The sequence below is a fragment of the Cyanobium sp. Maggiore-St4-Cus genome, assembly GCF_024345615.1.
GTDB lineage: Bacteria > Cyanobacteriota > Cyanobacteriia > PCC-6307 > Cyanobiaceae > Cyanobium_A > Cyanobium_A usitatum.
In genome coordinates this window covers 13369-30922 of sequence record NZ_JAGQBL010000001.1, presented here as the reverse complement: position 1 = coordinate 30922, position 17554 = coordinate 13369, and the positions used below count along the sequence as shown (strand labels likewise).

Genomic DNA, 17554 nt, shown 5'->3' with positions numbered 1-17554 from the left:
CCAGGCTCCAGCCGATGATCGTGACCATGTCCCCAAGCGTTCCCCCCGCCTGATCAAAGCCATGTCCAAGCCCCTGATGGCCGCCATGGCTTTCACCACCGCTGCGATCAGCAGCGTTGCTTCGGCCTTGGCCCATCCAGTGGCGGTGGTGCCGGAGGCCGAGCGGTTAAAAATTCCTTCGGCTGGGGTCGTCGATGCCCCCACCAGCAACGCTGGGGTCTTGGCGGTGCGCAGCCTCGGCAGCCAGCCCCTCGGTGGAGATTTCAGTGCCCTGAAGGGACGGGTGCTGCGCCTGCGGGAGATCACCATCGCCCCCGGCGGCCACATCGGCCTGCACCGCCATGACAGCCGGCCCGGGGTGGCCTATCTGCTGGAGGGAAGCCTGACCGAACGCCGGGGAGCTTCCTACAGCCCGGTGGTGCTGAAGACCGGGGAAGCGGCCTTTGAAACCACAGGTGTCACCCACTGATGGCGCAACGAAACCAGCCAGCCGGCGCGGGCCCTCGTTGTCGACATCGTCGAGGAGTCAACTCCCTGACCAGGATGATCGCTTGGCGTGCGGGCCCCTCAGTGAGCCAGCCATCAGCGAGAGTTGTGTTCTTCTCGATCACCCCCTCTGGGCACGGGCTATGCCCTGGGGTCCCGGTCCAACAAATCTTCTGAACTGGCCGAAGCGGCTCAGTCCACCGCAATCGCCAGGACAGTCCTCCCTGCCACACAGGAGGGGCTGGACCTTACCGGCGGATCGGTTTTCCCCGTGGCGTCATACCAGCTCTGGGAACCCTCGTACCCGTGAGGGAATGAAAGCAGCGCCACCGGGCACATTAGGAAGAATGGGCGCAGGGTTGCCCCCACCTATGTAGTTGACATCGAGCAGCCTGGGAAAGATGGATCGGAAGCTCCGAACCCCACCCAAACAGCTGATGCCCGATGGAGGGCCACTCTCCCTGCGAAATATCTTTTCCATCGCCCATGCCAGCCCCTGCCCTCCCCTATTTCGACCAGGTTCTGCAGCGACTTGCGGCGGGAGATCCCCAGCTTGAGCGCTGCTTTGGCAACCATGTGCACTGGGGTTACTGGAAGGATCCCAACCCCTCCAAGCGGTCTGCCCTTCAAGAGTTTCCGCAAGCCGCTGAAGCCCTGACCCGATTGATGCTGGACCAGGCCCCCATCCAGGCCGGCCAGAGTGTGCTCGATGTCGGTTGTGGGTTTGGTGGAACCATCGCCAGCCTCAACCAGCACTGGGATGGCCTTGCCCTTACGGGACTCAATTTGGATGCTCGCCAGATCGAGCGGGCCCGCCAGCTTGTGCAACCGCGAGCCGCCAACACAATTGAGTGGATCGTGGCTGACGCCTGTGCCCTGCCCCTGGCCGCAGACAGTCTGGATGTGGTGCTCGCTGTGGAGTGCATCTTTCACTTCCCAAGCCGGCAGGCCTTTCTGCAGGAAGCTCAGCGGGTGCTTCGCCCAGGAGGGCGCCTTGTGCTGAGTGATTTTGTGCCCTGTCGTCCCCTGGCGATCCTGCTGCGTGCGCTGCAGAGCCTGCACGGTGCTCCCTTCAGCAACGACACCTACGGACCGATCGATTGCAGCTGGGATCAACGCCGATATGCGAGCCAATCCAAGAGCCTTGGCCTGGAACTCAGCAACGATGTGGACATCACGGTCCATACCCTGCCCACCTACGCGGTGGTGCGCGAGCTGTTTAGGGCCATGGGTGCGGATCGTGCAGTGCGTGACACAGCCCAAATCGAGCAGCTGAGCCGCTGGGGCTGGATGCGCTACCGGATTCTCACGTTCAGCAAACCGATTGCAGCTGGTCCATGAAGCTGCGCGTGGGGCGGCAGTGTTCTGAGCAATAGCGCACCTCCGCCCAGATCCGGGCGAGTTGTTCCATCAACTCCTTCCCGTTCTGAAGCGGCAAAGATGCCGCCATCGTTTCAAGCACGAGTTTCATGTGGTGCCGATGAAGCCAGTACCTAAGAGCAGGGCTAGCTTCTGAATTGAGCACTCCCAGACCAGTGCCTGGAGCGATCGGCCACGTCAGAAAAAGGAACGGATGGGTGGCTCCCCAATGCCCCCCTGCTGGAAGGCCGAAAGCTTTAAAGAGCGGGCGGCGGGAATCGAACCCGCATCATCAGCTTGGAAGGCTGAGGTTTTACCACTAAACTACGCCCGCGGCAGTACATGCGTACGAGTCACATGCCTGTTGCTGTTACCGAAGTAACCCAGCTCAAACATTATGGCCTGCCCACCCCAAGTAGTAAGCGGCCCCGATGATTACAGCTGAAGAACCAAGCTTGGGGCGGGCAGCCCGGCGTCGCCTGCTGTGGAGCTACGGCCTCGGCGACATCGGCACCGGCATGGCTGCTACCCAGCTGGGCTTCTACCTATTTGTTTTTTACACCGGTGTGGCCGGGCTGCCGGCCTGGATGGCGGGCCTGGTGCTGATGGTGCTGAAGGTGTGGGATGGCATCAACGACCCCCTAGTGGGCTGGCTCAGCGACCACACCAAGCACCCCTGGGGCCCGCGGCTGCCCTGGATGGCTGGCAGCGCCATTCCCCTAGGCCTGGCGCTCGTAGCGATGTGGTGGGTGCCTCCGGGGGGGGACTGGCAGAAGTTCGCAATTTTGGTGGTGATCCAGCTGGTGGCTATGGCGCTGTACACCTGCGTCAACCTGCCCTACTCGGCCCTAGCCGCCGAGCTCACCAGCTCCACCCAGCTGCGCACCCAGCTGAATGCCAGCCGCTTCACCGGATCGATCCTGGCTGGATTGGCCGGCTTGGTGCTGGGGGCCCTGCTGGTGGGCCAGGGCGCGGAGGGCTACCTACGTATGGGCTGGGTGTCAGGACTAACCCTCACGGTGTTCACCCTGCTGTGCTGCTGGGGACTAGCCCCCTTCGCCCGCAACTGCCAGCGCCCTACGGGCCACCCGGAACCAATCCGGCGCCAACTACAGCGCATCTCCGCCAACCCTCGCTTTCTCAAGGTGCTGGGGCTTTACCTGCTGCTCTGGTGTGCCCTGCAGCTGATGCAGCCGGTGTCGCTGATTTTCCTGGCCGTGGTGATGCAACTGCCGGAGAGCTGGAGCACCTGGATCCTGATTCCCTTCCAGCTCAGTGCCCTGGCGGGGCTGCAGCTATGGAGCCGGGTGGCAGGGCGCCACGGCCGCGTCTGCGCCCTGCGCTGGGGCACCGGGCTATGGATTGCCGGCTGCCTGGGGGCAAGCCTGCTGGTGCCCCTCGATGGCAGCACTGCTCCCATGGGCAGCTTCAGCAATGGCATCTCCCTGGGCCTACTGGTGCTCACGATCATGGTTACGGGTCTGGGAGCCTCCACCGCCTACCTGATCCCCTGGGCCCTTTTGCCCGACGCGATCGATGCCGACCCCGACAAACCGGCCGGGCTCTACACCGCCTGGATGGTGGTGACTCAGAAGCTGGGCATCGGTGTGGCCGTGTTTGCCCTTGGTAACGGGCTGAGCCTCAGCGGCTACCAGGCCTCCCTGGAACTGGCCCAGCCGACTACTGCCCTCAACACAATCCGCCTATGCATGGGCCTGATTCCGGCCGTGCTGATCGCCGCTGGCCTTCTGGTGATGCGACGCTGGCCGGAGAAAGGCCTGCACCGCCAGCCATGAAGCGCCCCGCCTGGCTGACAACACCGCGCTGGCTTCGGCGCCTAGGAGCCAGCCTGCTTGTTGGCGGCCAGGCGGTGAGCGCCATCGCCAAGGGGCGCATCGGCTTCAACGATCTGATGCAAGAGCTGATGGAAGCCGGCCCCGGCAGCTTCCTGATCGTGCTGATCACGGCCTTGGCTGCGGGCACCGTGTTCAACATCCAGGTGGCAGCGGAACTCTCCAAACAGGGCGCCAGCGCCACGGTGGGCGGTCTACTGGCCCTGGGGCTGTCACGGGAGATCGCGCCCCTGCTCACCGCCACCCTGCTCACCGGCAAGGTGGCCACGGCCTATGCAGCCCAGATCGGCACCATGAAGGTGACCGAGCAGATCGACGCGATCACGATGCTGCGCACCGATCCGGTGGAGTACTTGGTGGTGCCCCGGGTAATAGCCATGGTGATCATGGCGCCGGTGCAATGCCTGCTTTTCTTCTGGGTTGGGATCTGGTCGGGCCAGGTGAGCAGCACGTTGCTTTACAACATCCCCCCGGCGGTGTTCTGGAACTCGGTGCGCACCTGGATGGAGCCCGACGACCTGCCCTCGATGCTGCTCAAAGCTCTGGTATTCGGGCTGCAGATCGCCGTGATCGCCTGCGGCTGGGGACTCACCACCCGGGGGGGGCCCAAGGAGGTGGGCACCAGCACCACCGGTGCCGTGGTCATGATTCTGGTCACAGTCGCCCTGATGGACGCCCTGCTCACCTCGCTGCTGTTCACCTGATGACCTCCCCTGCTCCCGGAACTAGCGGCGTGGTGCTCGACCCCGCCTACGGCGTATCCCTTGGCGTGATTGGCCTGGGACTGGCAGCACTGGCCCTATCACCACTGTGGGCTGGGGCCATCTGGCTCAGCCTGGTCGTAGCGGTGTTCGGTTTGTTTCTGCTGCTGCAAACCCGCCTGCTGCGGCTGGAATTTGGCGGCGATGCCCTGCTGGTATGGCGTCAGCAGACCCTGCTGCGCCGCTTCCCATACCAGGAGTGGCTGAGCTGGACAATCTTTTGGCCGGGGCTGCCAGTGCTGTTTTATTTCCGTGAACAGGCCAGCATCCACTTCCTGCCAGTGCTCTTTGATGCAACCAGCCTGCGCCAGCAACTGGAGCAGCACCTGAGCCAGCTCCCCCCCGCAGCACCTCCCGATTCCCCAAGCGATGTCTGACGACCCCAGCCAGGCTTCCCCTACCCCTGACACCCCTGAGATCCCTTCACCAGCCCCCTGGCAGGAGCTGGCCCTTACGGAGCTGCAGCAGCAGCGCACAGCCCTGCTTGAGGAGATCCGCCAGCTGGAAGCTCGCCGCGGCCAGATCCAAAAGGAGATCGAAGCGAGCTTTGCTGGCCAGGCTGATGGGGTGGCCAGGCGGCTCAAGGGCTTCCAGGACTACCTGGTTGGAGCCCTGCAGGACCTCGCCGTGGCCGCCGAGCAGGTGGAGCTGGTGCCCCAGCAGGTGCTGGTGCAGCCCTCCCCCCTCGACCAGATCAGCAGCACAGCAGAAGCGAGCCAACCCTTAGCGGCTGTAGCGGCCGCAGGGCTGTTCGGCCCTGACGAAGTCCTGATTCGCGAGCGTCTGGCCGGCTTTGGCGGCCAGCCCGACTTCTACGCCGATCCCTGGCAGCTGCGCCGCACCCTGGATGCCAGCGGAGCCGCCCTGCTCGACGACTGGTTCCTGGGCCAGGGCGGCCGGGGTGCCCAGCCCAGCTGCGGTAGCCGCAGCCGCAATGCCCTGGTGGCCGCCGCCGCCATCGCCATCCTCGGCGAGCTCTATGGCGAACGCTTCCAAACCCTGGTGCTGGCCAGCCAACCGGAACGACTGGGGGAATGGCGCCGCGGCCTGCAGGACTGCCTGGGCCTTTCCCGCGAGGATTTCGGACCCAGCAGCGGCATCGTGCTGTTTGAGCGGGCCGATGCCCTGGTGGAGCGGGCCGACCGCCTCGAAGAGCGGGGCGAGCTGCCCTTCATCGTGGTGGATGCGGGCGAGCCGGTGATCGAGATCCCGATCCTGCAGTTTCCGCTCTGGCTGGTTTTCGCGGCCGGCCCCGGCGAACTTATGGCCGACGAAACCTATTAAGCCCAACCACCGTGACCCTGCCAACAGCCGTGCCCCTGCTCACCCTTGCCATGCTGATCGCCGGCTACCTGCTCGGCTCAATCCCCAGCGGTTACCTGGCAGGGCGCTGGCTGGCTGGCCTCGACATCCGCCGCGAAGGTTCCGGCTCCACCGGTGCCACCAACGTGCTGCGGGTGGTCGGCAAGGGGCCGGCCCTAGCGGTGTTCCTGGTGGATGTGCTCAAAGGAGCCGCCGCCGTGCTGCTGGCCAAGGCGCTGCTGCAGCCCCCTGGAGCACCGCTATTGGGCACCGGCACGAGTGTGACTGACACAGGTGTGGTCGCGGCGGGCTTAGCGGCCCTGGCCGGCCACATTTGGCCCATCTGGCTCAACTGGAAGGGGGGCAAGGCCGTGGCCACCGGGCTGGGGGTATTGCTAGGCCTGGTACCGACGGTGGGCATGGCCTGTTTTGGCATCTTCCTCACCGTGTTGAGTGCCACCCGGCTGGTGTCTCTCGCCAGCGTGGTGGCGGCAATCAGCCTGCCACTTCTGATGATGGGGGCCCATGGCATGCGGCCTGCTTATCTAGCCCTTGCCGTGCTCACTACCCTTGTGGTGGTATTGCGGCATCGCAGCAACATCCAACGCCTTCGCGCGGGCACCGAACCGCGCCTGGGCCATGCAAAGCCGGAATCCTGACCAATACCCTGCCCCAAACAACCCAATCCGCCCCTGGCTTCCTCCCTGTCGACCCTCTCCTCAGCCAACGTTTCACAAGCCAGGCTGACCCCGCGCTCCCTGGCAATGGTTCTGCTGCTTGCGAGCCTCTTGACCCAGGCCACCAGCCTGTGGACTGGCCACAGGGCCCTCAACAGCCAAGCCCAGCTGGCCCGCGAGCGAGGTAGATCAGACGCCCTCGACCAACTCCAGGATGAGCAGAACCACCTTGCCCTTGCAGAGCGCCTCCTGGGCAACCCTCTGGCCAATGAGAAAGTCCGAAGGGGTCTGATTTCCCAGATGGTCCAGGGGCAGCGTGCCCGCGATCAGGCCCTCCGCGACCTGCTGCGAGCCGACACGACGGAAAAACCCGCCGGCGTCGCCCATCAGCCCTTGTCGTATGCCCAACTGGAGCAGGCCCTCCAGCAATGGGACCGGGGCCATCACGCTCTGCTCAAAACCCAGGCACCCTTGCTGAACACGGGTGGGCCCCTAACCCCCCAGGCGCGAATCAGCCTGCCCGCCTTTCAGGCCATGCAACGCCTGGCCCAAGGCCGCCTACAAGCCCAGTGGACAGTGGCGGAGGCCCTGAAGCGAGCCCAGGAAGAAGAGCACAACAGCCAACAAATGACCCTGGCCAGTGTCAACGCCGACCTGAGCACCAGCCAGTCCTCTGGCCTGATAGCCCTGCTTCTTCTGCTGGCAGGCGGGGGACTACTTCTGCAGAAGACCACCACTACATCCTCTGCCGCCACCAACGGCAGCGACGCCAACGCCCAGCCGACACGAAAGGCGGACCATGAAGCGCCCGGCCGCCTGGCGGGAGCTTCCACGGAACCGACGGCTGCCCCAACCCAGCCAGGAGCGCCAGCCCCACCAAGCAAAGATGTAGCAGATCTCGGAGGGCGATCAGCAGCTGTCAACGACGTCACGGCCCCAACCACCGCATCGCCCAATGCGGTCTCATCATCTCTGGGGCCAACCATTCAGCCCCCAGGCCCCGGATCCCCCAGCACGGAGCTGGCGGTGGTGATCCAACAGCTGCTTGCCCTAGCGCCCGGCGTCGAAGCACTTCACGGGGCCCTCGTCCAGCTAAGCCAGGGCTCCACCGCCCAGCCCACCGCTGGCCTGCTCGCCACAGCTCAGCAAGCCAGCGCACCGGCTGACGGATCAGCTAACACCACCATCGATCCGACCGCGGCAGAGCTTCCAACCTGGACGGCCCTGCAGCAGACCCTCGAGGATTTGCTACGCAATCCCTTCAAGCTGGAGGACCGGCAGCGACTCAGGACCCTGCTCCACCACCTACTCAAGACCGCCGGCCCCCAAGGCGACCCAGAGTTGGAACAGGCCTTCGCCAAGCTGATGAAGGAGAGCGGCGATGGTCGCCTGCCGGTGCCCTCCAGGGAGCTCGTGCACGAACTGCTGGGACTGGTGCAACGGCCGAGAACAAGCGATGGAACTTAGTCCCGCCTGGGGCTCAGGCAAGCTGTCGGCTCCGTTCGGCGGCCGCCAGCACCGCCTCCAGCAGAGCCGAACGCACACCACCAGCCTCAAGGCGCCGCAGGCCAGCGATGGTGGTTCCGCCGGGACTGCTCACCATGTCCTTGAGCTGGCCGGGATGCAGATCCTGCTCGTGTAGCAGAGCGGCGGTGCCCGCCAGGGTGCGGTGGGCCAGGCGCTGGGCCAGGGCCCGCGGCAGGCCGGCCGCCACGGCACCATCGGCCATCGCCTCCGACACCACCGCCACAAAGGCGGGCCCAGATGAAGTGAGGGCCAGAAAGGCATCGAGCTGGGCTTCAGGCAGCTCGTGCACCTCTCCCACCTGGGCGAAGAGCTGCTGCACCCAGCGGCGTTGGTCTGGGGGCACGTCGACGCCAAAGGCCAGGCCCGTGAGCCCCGCCCGCACCAGGGCCGGGGTATTTGGCACGGCGCGCACACACTGCCAGCCAGGAAACAAACGCTGCAGCCGCGCCAAGGTGACACCGGCGAGCACGGAGATCAGCAGCCCGCCCGAACCAGCCGCCGCCGCCGGTGCTACGGCCTCGAGCTGCTGGGGCTTAACCGCCAGCAAAACCACCGGCGCAGACCAGGCTGCAGCTGCATCAGTAGCCACAGTCAAACCGTGGGTTTGGGCCAGGCCGGTGGCGGAGGCTTCGCTGGCAACAACGGCCCGCACACCCTCGCGCTGCACCAGGCCTGCTTCCAGCAGGGGAAACAGCAAAGCCTGGGCCATACGGCCCAGGCCCACTACGCCGAAGGTTGGCGTCACAGCCGGCCTAAATGACGGCGTCATGCCGGCCCCAGGCCGGGCTGGGGGCCGCGTCCTGCTGGGGCTCGCTGATCTCGCGGCTCACGATCGTGGGCGAAGAGGCCTCGTCGCTGGCGGCGGTGGTCACCGTGACGCAGCTAGGCGCAAACAGGAAAATGCTTTCACCCACCCGCTCCTGGTGGCCGTCGATAGCAAAGGTGCCACCTGCCACAAAATCCACGGCGCGCTGGGCCTGATCCGGCTCCATCATCGTGAGGTTGAGGATCACGGTCTTGCGCTCGCGCAAGGCCTGGATGGCGCGGGGCATTTCATCGAAACTGCGCGGCTCCATCAGGGTCACCTCGGCAGTGGCCGTGGAAAGGCCGGGCATGCCGATCACGTTGGTGCCGGCAAAAGGATCCTCAGCACCGAAATCGGAACTCAGGGCTAGGGCGCTGGAGCGACTGGTGTAGCTCGGCTCAGGCTGCTCGCCGCCGTCGTAATCGAGCTCATCGTCGTAGTCGCCATCGAGATAGTCGTCTCCTGAGACAACGGCACGCAGGCGGGAAAACAACGACACGAACTGAACCTCACAGGTTGCTTTCCACCTGAATAGCGTCCCACACCAATCGCGGCAAGGCTTTGAAGCGGAGATTGGCACCTTGTGGCGGAATTATTGAATTTGACGCGGCCCAAACAGGCCGCTACCAATACGCACCCAGGTGCTGCCGGCCGCAGCCGCCTCGGGCCAGTCGCCACTCATGCCCATCGAGCGCTCCGGCAGGCCCAGCTGCGTCGCCAGGGCGTCGCACTCGCCAAACAGGGCCCGGCGCTCGGCCTCGCCCAGGCCCAGGGGGGCCAGGGTCATCAGGCCCAGGGGCCGCAGGGGCGCCAGGCCACCCAACTCAGGCCAGTGCTGGCAGAGCTCAGCGGGCTCAAAGCCGGTCTTGGCGGGATCGGGGCGAAATTTCACCTGAAAAAACACCGCTGGCTGGCGCTGCTCCTCGGCGGCGATGCGGGCCAGGCGCCTAGCCAGCTCAAGGCTGTCGAGGGAGTGGATCGTGCCGAAGTGGCGCACCACACCCCGGGCCTTATTGGCCTGCAGCCGGCCGATGAAATGCCAGTCGAGGGGCGCCAGATCGGCCAGCTCGGCCTGCTTGAGCACCGCCTCCTGCAGGCGACTTTCACCAAAGCTGCGTTGGCCGGCGGCCACCGCTTCGCGGATCCGATCAGCGGGCTGACCCTTGCTCACCGCCAGCAGGCGACAGCCTGGCGGCAGCTCGGCCTGGAGGACGGCCAGTCGCCCGGCCAAGGATTCAGATGAAGGTCTGGTCAAACAACTGACGCCAATGGGCGTGGGCCTCGGGACCGTCGCGGCGGGAGCGCACCAGATTTTGCTCAGCAAAGTGGCGAGCATCCATCAGCGGCACTACCTCAAAGGTGGCGCCACGGGGCTGCAGGGTGACGACGAAAAAAATGCGCTGGGCGTAGAGGGTGGCGAACAGATCCCGGCCTTCGGACACCGCCGCCACCCGATAGAGCATCCCGAAGGTGGGATGGTTTAGGTAGCGCTCCGGACTCACAAATGCGCTGCTCGTCAATGCGCTGCTCACCGATGCGGTCGAACTTGGCCATTAAAGGTCACCGACTTTCCAACGCAGCAGGAGCATCAGCAGCAACAATCCCGCCGCCGTGGCGTTGAGCAGGCCCAGGCCCAAGCCCCGCCCCGCAACCGCTGGTCGCAGCAGCTGGTCGGGCGGCAGCCAGACCCCGCCGCGGGCCAGCAGCGCCTCAGCTCCCTGCTCGGCGCGCAGCAACACGTTGGCCAGCAGCCGCTCTCCCAGGGCCAGCACCAAGGCCAAGCCCCCCTTCCAGCCCAGCCGCTTGAAATTCACCGCCCGGGTTGCAATAGATCGCAACAGGTTTTGCAGCTCCTCCTGCACCAGGGGCAGGAAGCGCAGGGAAAGCAGCAGGGTGAAGCCAAGCCGCTCCACCGGCAGGCCCAGCCGGGCCAAGGGCGCCAGCAGCCAGCTGATCGCCCACACCAACTGTTCGGGGGAGGTGCTGAGCAGCAGCAGGTTGGCGCTGTGCACCAGGGTGAATAGCAGCGTGGCGCCGTTGAGGCCCAGCTCAGCTGAACGGCGGGTGACCACCAGGGGGCCAGCGCGCAGCAGCACCCAGGGGGCGCCAGAGCGCTCTGGCGGCGGGCTGCCAGGGGGGCCGGGCTGGATGCGCAACTCCGCCGGCGGCCGCTGCAGGGCTGCGGGTGCCGCCGTGCCCGCCGGCAGCAGGGCCGCCAGGGCACCCACCAATAGGGCAAGGGCCAGTAGCAGCGGCACGCTGCGGCGCCATAGCCGCCAGCTGAGCCCGCTAGCGGCGGTGATCAGCAGCAACAAGCCCACCAGGCTGAGACGCCAGAGCGGTCCTGCCAGGATCGGCGTTACTAGAAAAATCAGGCTCCAGGCCAGCTTCAGGCGCGGATCAAGCCGGCGCAACCAGCTGCCGCCTGTGGCCGCCTCCGCCGGATCCGGGGCGGCAAATTGGCCGATGGGGATCTGGCGTAAGAAATCCACCTAAGCGCAGGCCCTAGCGCCCACGAGTCTGGCTGCGGGCCAGCTCCTTCTCAGCATCTCGCTGCTGCTTGCCGCGCCAGAAAAGCTTGATCGGCGTGCCCTCAAAGCCCAGCCCCTCGCGGATCTGACGCTCCACATAGCGGCGATAGGTTTCACCGAACAGCCTCGGCTCATTGACAAACAACGTGAAGCTGGGGGGCCGCACCGCCACCTGGGTGCCGTAGTAAAGGCGGCCCTGGCGGCCACCACGGCTGGTGGGCGGTGTGCGCCAGCTGAGCGCCTCGGTGAGCACCTCGTTCACCACCGAAGTGGTGACACGGCGGCGGTGCTGCTCCACCGCCAGCAGGGCCAGGGGGAAGATCGCCTGCACCCGCTGGCCGCTGAGGGCAGAGGTGAACAGCATCGGCGCCCAGTCGAGGAAATAGAGCTTGGCGCGGAGCTCCTTCTCCATCGCCGGCATGGTGTGGCTGTCTTTTTCAATGGCATCCCACTTATTCACCACCACCACGCAGGCTCGGCCGTCCTCTTCGATGCGGCCAGCCAGGCGCTGATCTTGCTCGGTGACGCCATCGAGGGCGTCAATTACCAGTACGCACACATCGGAGCGCTCGATCGCCTTGAAGCTGCGACTGATGCCGAAGTATTCGGGGCCGTAGCTCACCGAACGGCGGCGGCGGATGCCGGCCGTATCGAGCAGCTTCCAGGTTTTGCCCTCCCGCTCGATCGTGGTGTCGATCGTGTCGCGGGTGGTGCCACGAATCGGGCTGACGATCGCCCGGTTTTCACCGCACACCGCATTGAGCAGGCTGGATTTACCCACGTTGGGCCTGCCGATGATCGCCAGCTGAATCGGCTCTTCGCCCTCGTCTTCTTCGGTAGGGGGCAGATAGCTCACCACCTTGTCGAGCAGGTCGCCGGTGCCGGCACCGTGAATCGCCGAAATCGGGAAGGGCTCGCCCAGGCCCAGGCCCCAAAACTCGGCCGCCATGGCCAGGCCCGCATCGGGCGACTCGCACTTATTCACTGCGAGCATGGTGGGAACCCCCTGGCCCCGCAGCCACTCGGCAATCGACTGGTCGGCGGCGGTGCAACCCTGCTGACCATCAACAACAACCAGGGCCACGGCCGCCTCGGCCAGGGCCAGGTTTGCCTGCTCGCGAATCTCCGGCAGAAACTCGCTGTCGTCGTCAAACACCAAGCCGCCGGTGTCGACCACCCGGAAGGTGCGATCAGCCCAGTAACCCTCTTGATAGGTGCGATCCCGAGTCACGCCGGGCGTGTCGTGCACGATCGCTTCGCGGCTGCGGCAGAGCCGGTTCACCAGGGTGGATTTGCCCACGTTGGGGCGTCCGATAATTGCAACGACCGGTAAGGCCAAGGGAGGTATTCCTACGTCTGTCCTGTATTGACCCTACAGAGAGACCTAAACCCCAGCAATTAGCTAATGGGCAGGTCACCTGGATGCCCCAGCACCGGATCGGCCGGCGCCACCAACAGCAGCGGCAGTGGCCCGCTCTCCGGCAGGGCTTTATCTCGCTCGGCCAGATAGGCCAGCAACCAGTTCACGGCTGTAGCGCGGCGGGTGCGGCGCGGGTAGAGCTCGCCGATCGTGTAGCCCGCAAAACCCAACTGCTGCTTGAGCAGTTGCTTGTGCACCTTGGCGATCGAGCGGGTGAGGGCCACCGAGGCGGGCCGCTCAGCGATGAACTGGGGTTCGATCGGGAAGGACTCCCGCCAGGCAGCGCTGGTGGCCGGGCCGGCGCTCCAGGTGCCGGAGCCATTCAGCTCGTATCCCAGGCGCGGCCAGATCAGCTCACACACGAAGCGATCGCTGGTGCGGTCGGCGAGCACCGCCTCCAGCAACTCTCGGTTTAAGGGGTAGGGCACGGCAGCGGGGGCGGCCTGAGCGGAAGCCATCGGCCTGAAGCATCACAATCGATTCACCATGATCACTGGTTCACCGATCACCGCTCTGCCCCTGCAGCTCTCTGGCAACGGCACGCCCCGCGCCCTGCGCTGCCGCGTCTTGCAGTCGCCGCTGGCGGGGGTGAGCGATCGGATTTTTCGCGGCCTGGTGCGGCGCTGGGCGCCCGATGCCCTGCTGTTCACCGAGATGGTGAACGCCACCAGCCTGGAGCTGGGCTTCGGGCTACAGAAGGTGGAGGAGCTGGGCAGCGAGGCCGGCCCGATCGGTGTGCAGCTGTTTGATTTCCGGCCCGCCGCCATGGCCGAGGCGGCCAAGCGCGCCGAGGCCGCCGGCGCCTTTCTGATCGACATCAATATGGGCTGCCCGGTGAAGAAGATCGCCAAGAAAGGCGGCGGTAGCGGCCTGATCCGCGATCCCGAGCTGGCGGCCCGCCTGGTGGAAAGCGTGGCCGCGGCCGTGGCGCTCCCGGTGACGGTGAAAACGCGGCTGGGCTGGTGCGATGGCAGCGATGCGGTGAGCTGGTGCCAGCGGCTCGAAAATGCCGGTGCCCAGCTGCTCACCCTGCACGGCCGCAGCCGCGAACAGGGCTTCAAGGGTCAGGCCGACTGGGCCGCCATCGCTGCGGTTAAGGCGGCGCTAACGATCCCGGTGATCGCCAATGGCGACATCAACAGCCCCGAGGATGCGGTGCGCTGCCTGGCGCAGACGGGCGCGGATGGGGTGATGGTGGGCCGGGGCACCATGGGCTCCCCCTGGCTGGTGGGCCAGATCGATGCGGCCCTCAGCGGCCGGCCCATCCCAGCCACCCCCGGCGCCCTCGAGCGCCTCGCCCTGGCGGCGGAGCAGCTTCAGTCCCTGGTGGCGGCCAAGGGCGACCATGGCCTGCTGATCGCCCGCAAGCACATGGGCTGGACCTGCCAGGGCTTCGTCGGCGCCCCCCAGCTACGCCATGCCCTGATGCGGGCGCCCACCCCTGGCGCAGCCCTGGAGCTGCTGGCGAGGGCATCGGAAAGGATCCGGGCGAACGGCCCCTGATCGGCCCTCGGGTGCTGCGGGGATCGGCGCGTCCCCCTAGCGCTGGGCCAGGCCCACCAGATCGCGGCAGCCGGTGATCGCCTGGACCGCCAGCAGCACCGCCATCAGGAAGGCGGCCGCCACATGCAGCCGGCGCAGGGCGGGGCGATGGGCGATCTCCGGGGCCGCCGCCATGGCGAAGAGGAGCAGGCCGCAAAGCAGCCAGCCCGACCAGAAATGCGACTGCCAGAAGGCCGGCTGCAGGGGACTGTCGGCCAAGCGCCAGACCTCAGGCTGCAGCCCCACCAGCAGCAGGGCGCCCCAGCTCAGGAGGGCCGCGGCGGCCCGGCGACCCGGGCGTCGCAGCCGCCACAGGGCCCCACATCCTGCCAAGGCCATGCCCCCCAGAAGCAGGAGGCGCAGCAAGCGCCCCTCTCCCCATGGGAAGGGGGTGCCAGCTTCTACTTGGTGCAGAAACGACCACAGCAGGGCGATCAGCACGGCTATCACGGAACCGGTGGTGACCCAGCGGCCGTGGTCGGTGTGCTCCACCGGCACGGTGGGGGGCAAGGGATTGATCTGGAGCCGCCGCTCCCGCACCAGTATCCCCAGCCTGACCGTGGCCCCCACCACGGGATACACGAACAGGATCATCAGCACCGGATGGAGCAGGGCCAGCCAGTCGAGGGGGGTCATCGCATCCGGCCGGAAACCCGTTGTGGAAAGAACTCCATGCAAGCACCGGTCCGGCAGGAGCAGACTCAGGGACGGGCCTTCTCCGATTCCATCCAGACAGGTGTGGTCTCGGCGCGAAGGAGTTCCGTGGGCACAATCACATTCAATTGAATGGCCGAAGGCCAGGGATCAGGGCTGACCAATTTCTGAACGCTGGACCGGTCGCGCACAACCACACCAATCGCGATCAAAGAAGGGAACAACAGCGTGAAGCCAAACGAGGCAAGCGCCACACGCAACTCCAGTCGACGTCGAGGCAGACCGTCGAGGGCGCCGAGGGATTTGGCATTCCGATACAACCAGGTCACAGCAAAATTGTTGATCGTTATCAGACCAAAAAGCGCCAAAAACCAGACATCAGTGAGCACCAGGTAGCTCACTGAAGGGCGAAAGACCCTGGAGGCGAAGTAAAGACTGATCGCCGAGAGGATCCCCGACGTGCCAAATCGGGTGGCCGGGCTCGACTCCCGCCAGAAAAAGCCAAGCCAGGTATTCACCACAATCACGCCCATCGGAATCAGCAGCATTAAAAGCACGCTCAACAACAGGCGCCGGCGGGTATAAAAAGTATAATGATTTAAAATCTGATAGCCCTGCGGCGATCCCTGCTTGAGGCCGCCGGGTCGGTAAATAGTTTGATTCATTATGGTGTCCCAGAACATCTCGCGTTGGGATGTGCCATATCCGACAGCCCGCAATTCCAGGGTTGATTGCGGATTGCCCAGGGCTGGCACATAATTCACATCAAACAGTCGCGTTCGCAGCCAACCCTTGGACAGAAAACGATCGCCTTCGTTGCCAAGCAGGTCCGAAACCTGAAAAATCATCGGCACCACATGGGTGTCAAAAGGAAAAAACTGATACTTGGTGGAGACAACGGTTACATTCTGCTCAAACCTTCCCTGCCAAAGCTTTCGGCCGTTGCTGAGAGTCACCACACTCTGCTGACCAAAGCGGACGGGTTCATAGTGCTCACGATTGAGCACCTTGAGGCGGTTGGGATCAAAGTTGGGACGAGCTTCTGGGGACCAACTCATGAGCAAGGCTCCACTGACCTGAAACTCATTAGGGCGGTTGATATCATCAGTAATGGAGTAAATTTCCAACGCGCAATCAATCTCCTGCCTTAGACGCTCTTGGCGCATCGCACTCACCTTGGCCTGCGATTCAGCGCGGGCGTCATCAAACGCCGGCATACCGAGCGGCGCGGCAACGGCGCCGCTCGATAGCAGCAGACTGATCAACAGGGAGAGGCGCTTCATCGGATGATCTCAGGGCTTGCCAATGCAGTGATGCTTGGGCTCAGCGGCGTGCAGAACAGCCAAGGCTTTGGCGTATTCATCGGGCCGAAGCGGCAAATAATTAGTCAACGTAGGCACACTGTAAGCTGGATTCAGAATAACTGCCACCGCAGAAGCACTAAAACAAGATTTCATCATGACCTCGCGAGTTGCCAAACCACGCACCGAAAGACGAAGCCGTGTTGGGTAGGTTCCATCCATCACCGTGGCCTCGGATAAGGGAACAGGCTTACCCTGAACTTCGCCCACGGCAAGGGCGCGTACGGGAATGCCCCGATCCCGGGCTTCTAGAAACGTATTGTAGGTAACAACGCCCAAAAGTGTTGGATCGGCACCAATGCGATCCAACAGCTTCAGAGGATCATCAATGCCTAAAAAGTGTGAAGGTCGATTGGTTGTCCACGCACCAAACAAGATATCGCCAATCGAGGCTCCATTCCAACCAATCCGCAGACTGGTTCGAGGCCAGCGAGGATCAAGATCGCTCCAAAGAAGTTGACTGCCAGCCTTGGGAAGGATTTGGGCCAATCGCTCCAGCTGAAGGCTTTGGGCATAAGGATTGTTATCCGCCACCACAAAAGCGATGGCACTGTTGGCCATGGGAATCTCGATCAACGGTGGAACCCCATGGCGCGCACAGAGGGCCAGAAGATCTTTGGGAACGGGCTGGGTGCTGACAACCATGCTGTAAATGCCACGCCAATATTCCTTGCAATAGGTCTCGATTGATCGACGGCTTGTGACCGGGAAAATAGTTAAAGACCAATTCTCACCAAGCCAGGACGAGTTGTTATTCTCCTTGGCCAAATCCATCATTTTAAGGGCCGCCACGCCGATCATGGAAGAGGCCTGGGTTGAGCCGAGAATGATTTCCGTATGAATCAGCGTTGGGCTGTTCCGAGACGACTTAGCCGTCCCTGCCAAGGGAACACCCGGTCCATCGAACAGGGCCGTTTCCCACGGTCGCCAAGGTGCCTGGCAGCCACCAAGCGCAACCGAGAGCAGGCTGGCCAGGGAAAACCCCATCAACCGAAACGGGATGGACCTAGGCAAAACAAGCTGAGGAATTTCAGATCACCATGCCATGAAACCTACCCAACAATCACGCTGAACAGATACCCTCGGCTCGGGCATCACCGTGCTAGCAGATCGCGGTTGACCTTCTGCCCGTTGAGGAGCAAGGCCCCATAGCGGTCGCCGGGTCGCCAAAGAGAGGTTGTGGGCCCTCAGGTCGCCGTGCACCAGAGTCAAGGTGCGGTTCCCGCAGGGGCCAGGGTGCGCTCGCCGATCCACGGCCGTCCTCAGCCTTGAAACG

General features: G+C 64.5%; 20 protein-coding genes and 1 tRNA gene. 9 read left to right on the top strand and 12 right to left on the bottom strand.

Translation table 11 applies throughout. The annotated features are described in order from the left end of the window. The first annotated feature begins 61 nt into the window (after positions 1-61). Together KBY99_RS00185 and KBY99_RS00180 are read left to right on the top strand one after the other, a co-directional pair. On the top strand, positions 62-469 hold the full coding sequence (locus KBY99_RS00185) for a hypothetical protein (RefSeq protein WP_254996624.1): 408 nt from the start codon (positions 62-64) through the stop codon (positions 467-469). Between the two features lie 503 nt (positions 470-972). Further along, positions 973-1827: a class I SAM-dependent methyltransferase gene (locus KBY99_RS00180; protein ID WP_254996623.1), complete on the top strand. Its 855-nt coding sequence runs from the start codon at positions 973-975 to the stop codon at positions 1825-1827. Between the two features lie 281 nt (positions 1828-2108). Here KBY99_RS00180 and KBY99_RS00175 read toward each other — a convergent pair. Further along, positions 2109-2179, bottom strand: a tRNA-Gly gene (locus tag KBY99_RS00175). 97 nt (positions 2180-2276) lie between these two features. Between KBY99_RS00175 and KBY99_RS00170 the strand changes: the two genes are divergently transcribed. The 5 genes from KBY99_RS00170 to plsY are packed head-to-tail and all read left to right on the top strand — an operon-like array spanning position 2277 to position 6420. After that, positions 2277-3641 (top strand): MFS transporter, encoded by a 1365-nt coding sequence (locus KBY99_RS00170; RefSeq protein WP_254996622.1) that lies wholly within the window; start codon positions 2277-2279, stop codon positions 3639-3641. 14 nt (positions 3642-3655) lie between these two features. Beyond that, positions 3656-4402: an MlaE family ABC transporter permease gene (locus KBY99_RS00165; RefSeq protein ID WP_254929972.1), complete on the top strand. Its 747-nt coding sequence runs from the start codon at positions 3656-3658 to the stop codon at positions 4400-4402. Further along, complete coding sequence (locus KBY99_RS00160; protein ID WP_254929949.1) at positions 4402-4836, top strand: DUF3119 family protein; 435 nt, start codon at positions 4402-4404, stop codon at positions 4834-4836. The genes KBY99_RS00165 and KBY99_RS00160 overlap by 1 nt, the downstream gene beginning before the upstream one ends. After that, complete coding sequence (locus KBY99_RS00155) at positions 4829-5743, top strand: DUF3086 domain-containing protein (RefSeq protein WP_254929950.1); 915 nt, start codon at positions 4829-4831, stop codon at positions 5741-5743. Before KBY99_RS00160 ends, KBY99_RS00155 begins: the two co-directional genes overlap by 8 nt. An 11-nt stretch (positions 5744-5754) precedes the next feature. Continuing rightward, the gene (gene plsY, locus KBY99_RS00150; protein WP_254996621.1) at positions 5755-6420 is read left to right on the top strand and encodes a glycerol-3-phosphate 1-O-acyltransferase PlsY; all 666 of its coding nucleotides are present in this window, start codon (positions 5755-5757) and stop codon (positions 6418-6420) included. 207 nt (positions 6421-6627) lie between these two features. On the opposite strand, the gene KBY99_RS00145 is transcribed toward plsY, so the two are convergent. Beyond that, entirely contained in the window at positions 6628-6825 is a 198-nt protein-coding gene (locus KBY99_RS00145; protein ID WP_254996620.1) for a hypothetical protein, read from the bottom strand. A gap of 6 nt (positions 6826-6831) precedes the next feature. On the opposite strand from KBY99_RS00145, the gene KBY99_RS00140 reads away from it, so the two are divergent. Further along, complete coding sequence (locus KBY99_RS00140) at positions 6832-7905, top strand: hypothetical protein (protein ID WP_254996619.1); 1074 nt, start codon at positions 6832-6834, stop codon at positions 7903-7905. 13 nt (positions 7906-7918) lie between these two features. Here KBY99_RS00140 and proC read toward each other — a convergent pair whose 3' ends face one another. The 7 genes from proC to KBY99_RS00105 form a co-directional block, all read right to left on the bottom strand. Continuing rightward, the gene (proC, locus tag KBY99_RS00135; RefSeq protein WP_254996618.1) at positions 7919-8734 is read right to left on the bottom strand and encodes a pyrroline-5-carboxylate reductase; all 816 of its coding nucleotides are present in this window, start codon (positions 8732-8734) and stop codon (positions 7919-7921) included. Beyond that, entirely contained in the window at positions 8718-9269 is a 552-nt protein-coding gene (locus KBY99_RS00130) for a cell division protein SepF (protein ID WP_254996617.1), read from the bottom strand. Before KBY99_RS00130 ends, proC begins: the two co-directional genes overlap by 17 nt. A gap of 93 nt (positions 9270-9362) precedes the next feature. Beyond that, the gene (locus KBY99_RS00125; protein ID WP_254996616.1) at positions 9363-10025 is read right to left on the bottom strand and encodes a YggS family pyridoxal phosphate-dependent enzyme; all 663 of its coding nucleotides are present in this window, start codon (positions 10023-10025) and stop codon (positions 9363-9365) included. Further along, complete coding sequence (locus KBY99_RS00120; RefSeq protein WP_106502177.1) at positions 10006-10272, bottom strand: PipX family protein; 267 nt, start codon at positions 10270-10272, stop codon at positions 10006-10008. The genes KBY99_RS00125 and KBY99_RS00120 overlap by 20 nt, the downstream gene beginning before the upstream one ends. Before the next feature lie 51 nt (positions 10273-10323). After that, positions 10324-11262 carry a CbiQ family ECF transporter T component gene (locus KBY99_RS00115; RefSeq protein WP_254996615.1) on the bottom strand — a complete coding sequence of 313 codons (939 nt, stop codon included), beginning with the start codon at positions 11260-11262 and terminating at the stop codon, positions 10324-10326. Positions 11263-11275: 13 nt separating this feature from the next. Further along, positions 11276-12640, bottom strand: coding sequence for a ribosome biogenesis GTPase Der (der, locus tag KBY99_RS00110; RefSeq protein ID WP_106502008.1), 1365 nt, complete (start codon positions 12638-12640; stop codon positions 11276-11278). A 59-nt stretch (positions 12641-12699) separates the two neighbouring features. Then, entirely contained in the window at positions 12700-13179 is a 480-nt protein-coding gene (locus tag KBY99_RS00105) for a DUF1823 family protein (RefSeq protein WP_254929958.1), read from the bottom strand. Positions 13180-13207: 28 nt separating this feature from the next. On the opposite strand from KBY99_RS00105, the gene dusB reads away from it, so the two are divergent. Beyond that, the gene (gene dusB / locus KBY99_RS00100) at positions 13208-14224 is read left to right on the top strand and encodes a tRNA dihydrouridine synthase DusB (protein ID WP_254996613.1); all 1017 of its coding nucleotides are present in this window, start codon (positions 13208-13210) and stop codon (positions 14222-14224) included. 36 nt (positions 14225-14260) lie between these two features. On the opposite strand, the gene KBY99_RS00095 is transcribed toward dusB, so the two are convergent. The 3 genes from KBY99_RS00095 to KBY99_RS00085 all read right to left on the bottom strand — a co-directional run bounded on the left by KBY99_RS00095 (position 14261) and on the right by KBY99_RS00085 (position 17265). Beyond that, complete coding sequence (locus KBY99_RS00095; RefSeq protein ID WP_254996612.1) at positions 14261-14899, bottom strand: DUF4079 domain-containing protein; 639 nt, start codon at positions 14897-14899, stop codon at positions 14261-14263. Between the two features lie 65 nt (positions 14900-14964). Beyond that, positions 14965-16200, bottom strand: a complete 1236-nt coding sequence (locus KBY99_RS00090; RefSeq protein ID WP_254996611.1) for a hypothetical protein — start codon at positions 16198-16200, stop codon at positions 14965-14967. A gap of 9 nt (positions 16201-16209) precedes the next feature. After that, a complete protein-coding gene (locus KBY99_RS00085) occupies positions 16210-17265 on the bottom strand; it encodes a hypothetical protein (protein WP_254996609.1) in 1056 nt (351 codons plus the stop codon). Positions 17266-17554: the final 289 nt, after the last annotated feature.

Excerpts from the sequence above, each read along its gene's own strand:
- KBY99_RS00160 (WP_254929949.1), top strand. The coding sequence starts at position 4,402 with ATGACCTCCCCTGCTCCCGGAACTAGCGGCGTGGTGCTCGACCCCGCC.
- proC (WP_254996618.1), bottom strand. The coding sequence starts at position 8,734 with ATGACGCCGTCATTTAGGCCGGCTGTGACGCCAACCTTCGGCGTAGTG.
- dusB (WP_254996613.1), top strand. The coding sequence starts at position 13,208 with ATGATCACTGGTTCACCGATCACCGCTCTGCCCCTGCAGCTCTCTGGC.
- KBY99_RS00170 (WP_254996622.1), top strand. The coding sequence starts at position 2,277 with ATGATTACAGCTGAAGAACCAAGCTTGGGGCGGGCAGCCCGGCGTCGC.
- KBY99_RS00095 (WP_254996612.1), bottom strand. The coding sequence starts at position 14,899 with ATGACCCCCCTCGACTGGCTGGCCCTGCTCCATCCGGTGCTGATGATC.
- KBY99_RS00090 (WP_254996611.1), bottom strand. The coding sequence starts at position 16,200 with ATGAAGCGCCTCTCCCTGTTGATCAGTCTGCTGCTATCGAGCGGCGCC.
- KBY99_RS00155 (WP_254929950.1), top strand. The coding sequence starts at position 4,829 with ATGTCTGACGACCCCAGCCAGGCTTCCCCTACCCCTGACACCCCTGAG.
- KBY99_RS00085 (WP_254996609.1), bottom strand. The coding sequence starts at position 17,265 with ATGGGGTTTTCCCTGGCCAGCCTGCTCTCGGTTGCGCTTGGTGGCTGC.
- KBY99_RS00145 (WP_254996620.1), bottom strand. The coding sequence starts at position 6,825 with ATGGGCGACGCCGGCGGGTTTTTCCGTCGTGTCGGCTCGCAGCAGGTC.
- KBY99_RS00105 (WP_254929958.1), bottom strand. The coding sequence starts at position 13,179 with ATGGCTTCCGCTCAGGCCGCCCCCGCTGCCGTGCCCTACCCCTTAAAC.
- KBY99_RS00180 (WP_254996623.1), top strand. The coding sequence starts at position 973 with ATGCCAGCCCCTGCCCTCCCCTATTTCGACCAGGTTCTGCAGCGACTT.
- KBY99_RS00185 (WP_254996624.1), top strand. The coding sequence starts at position 62 with ATGTCCAAGCCCCTGATGGCCGCCATGGCTTTCACCACCGCTGCGATC.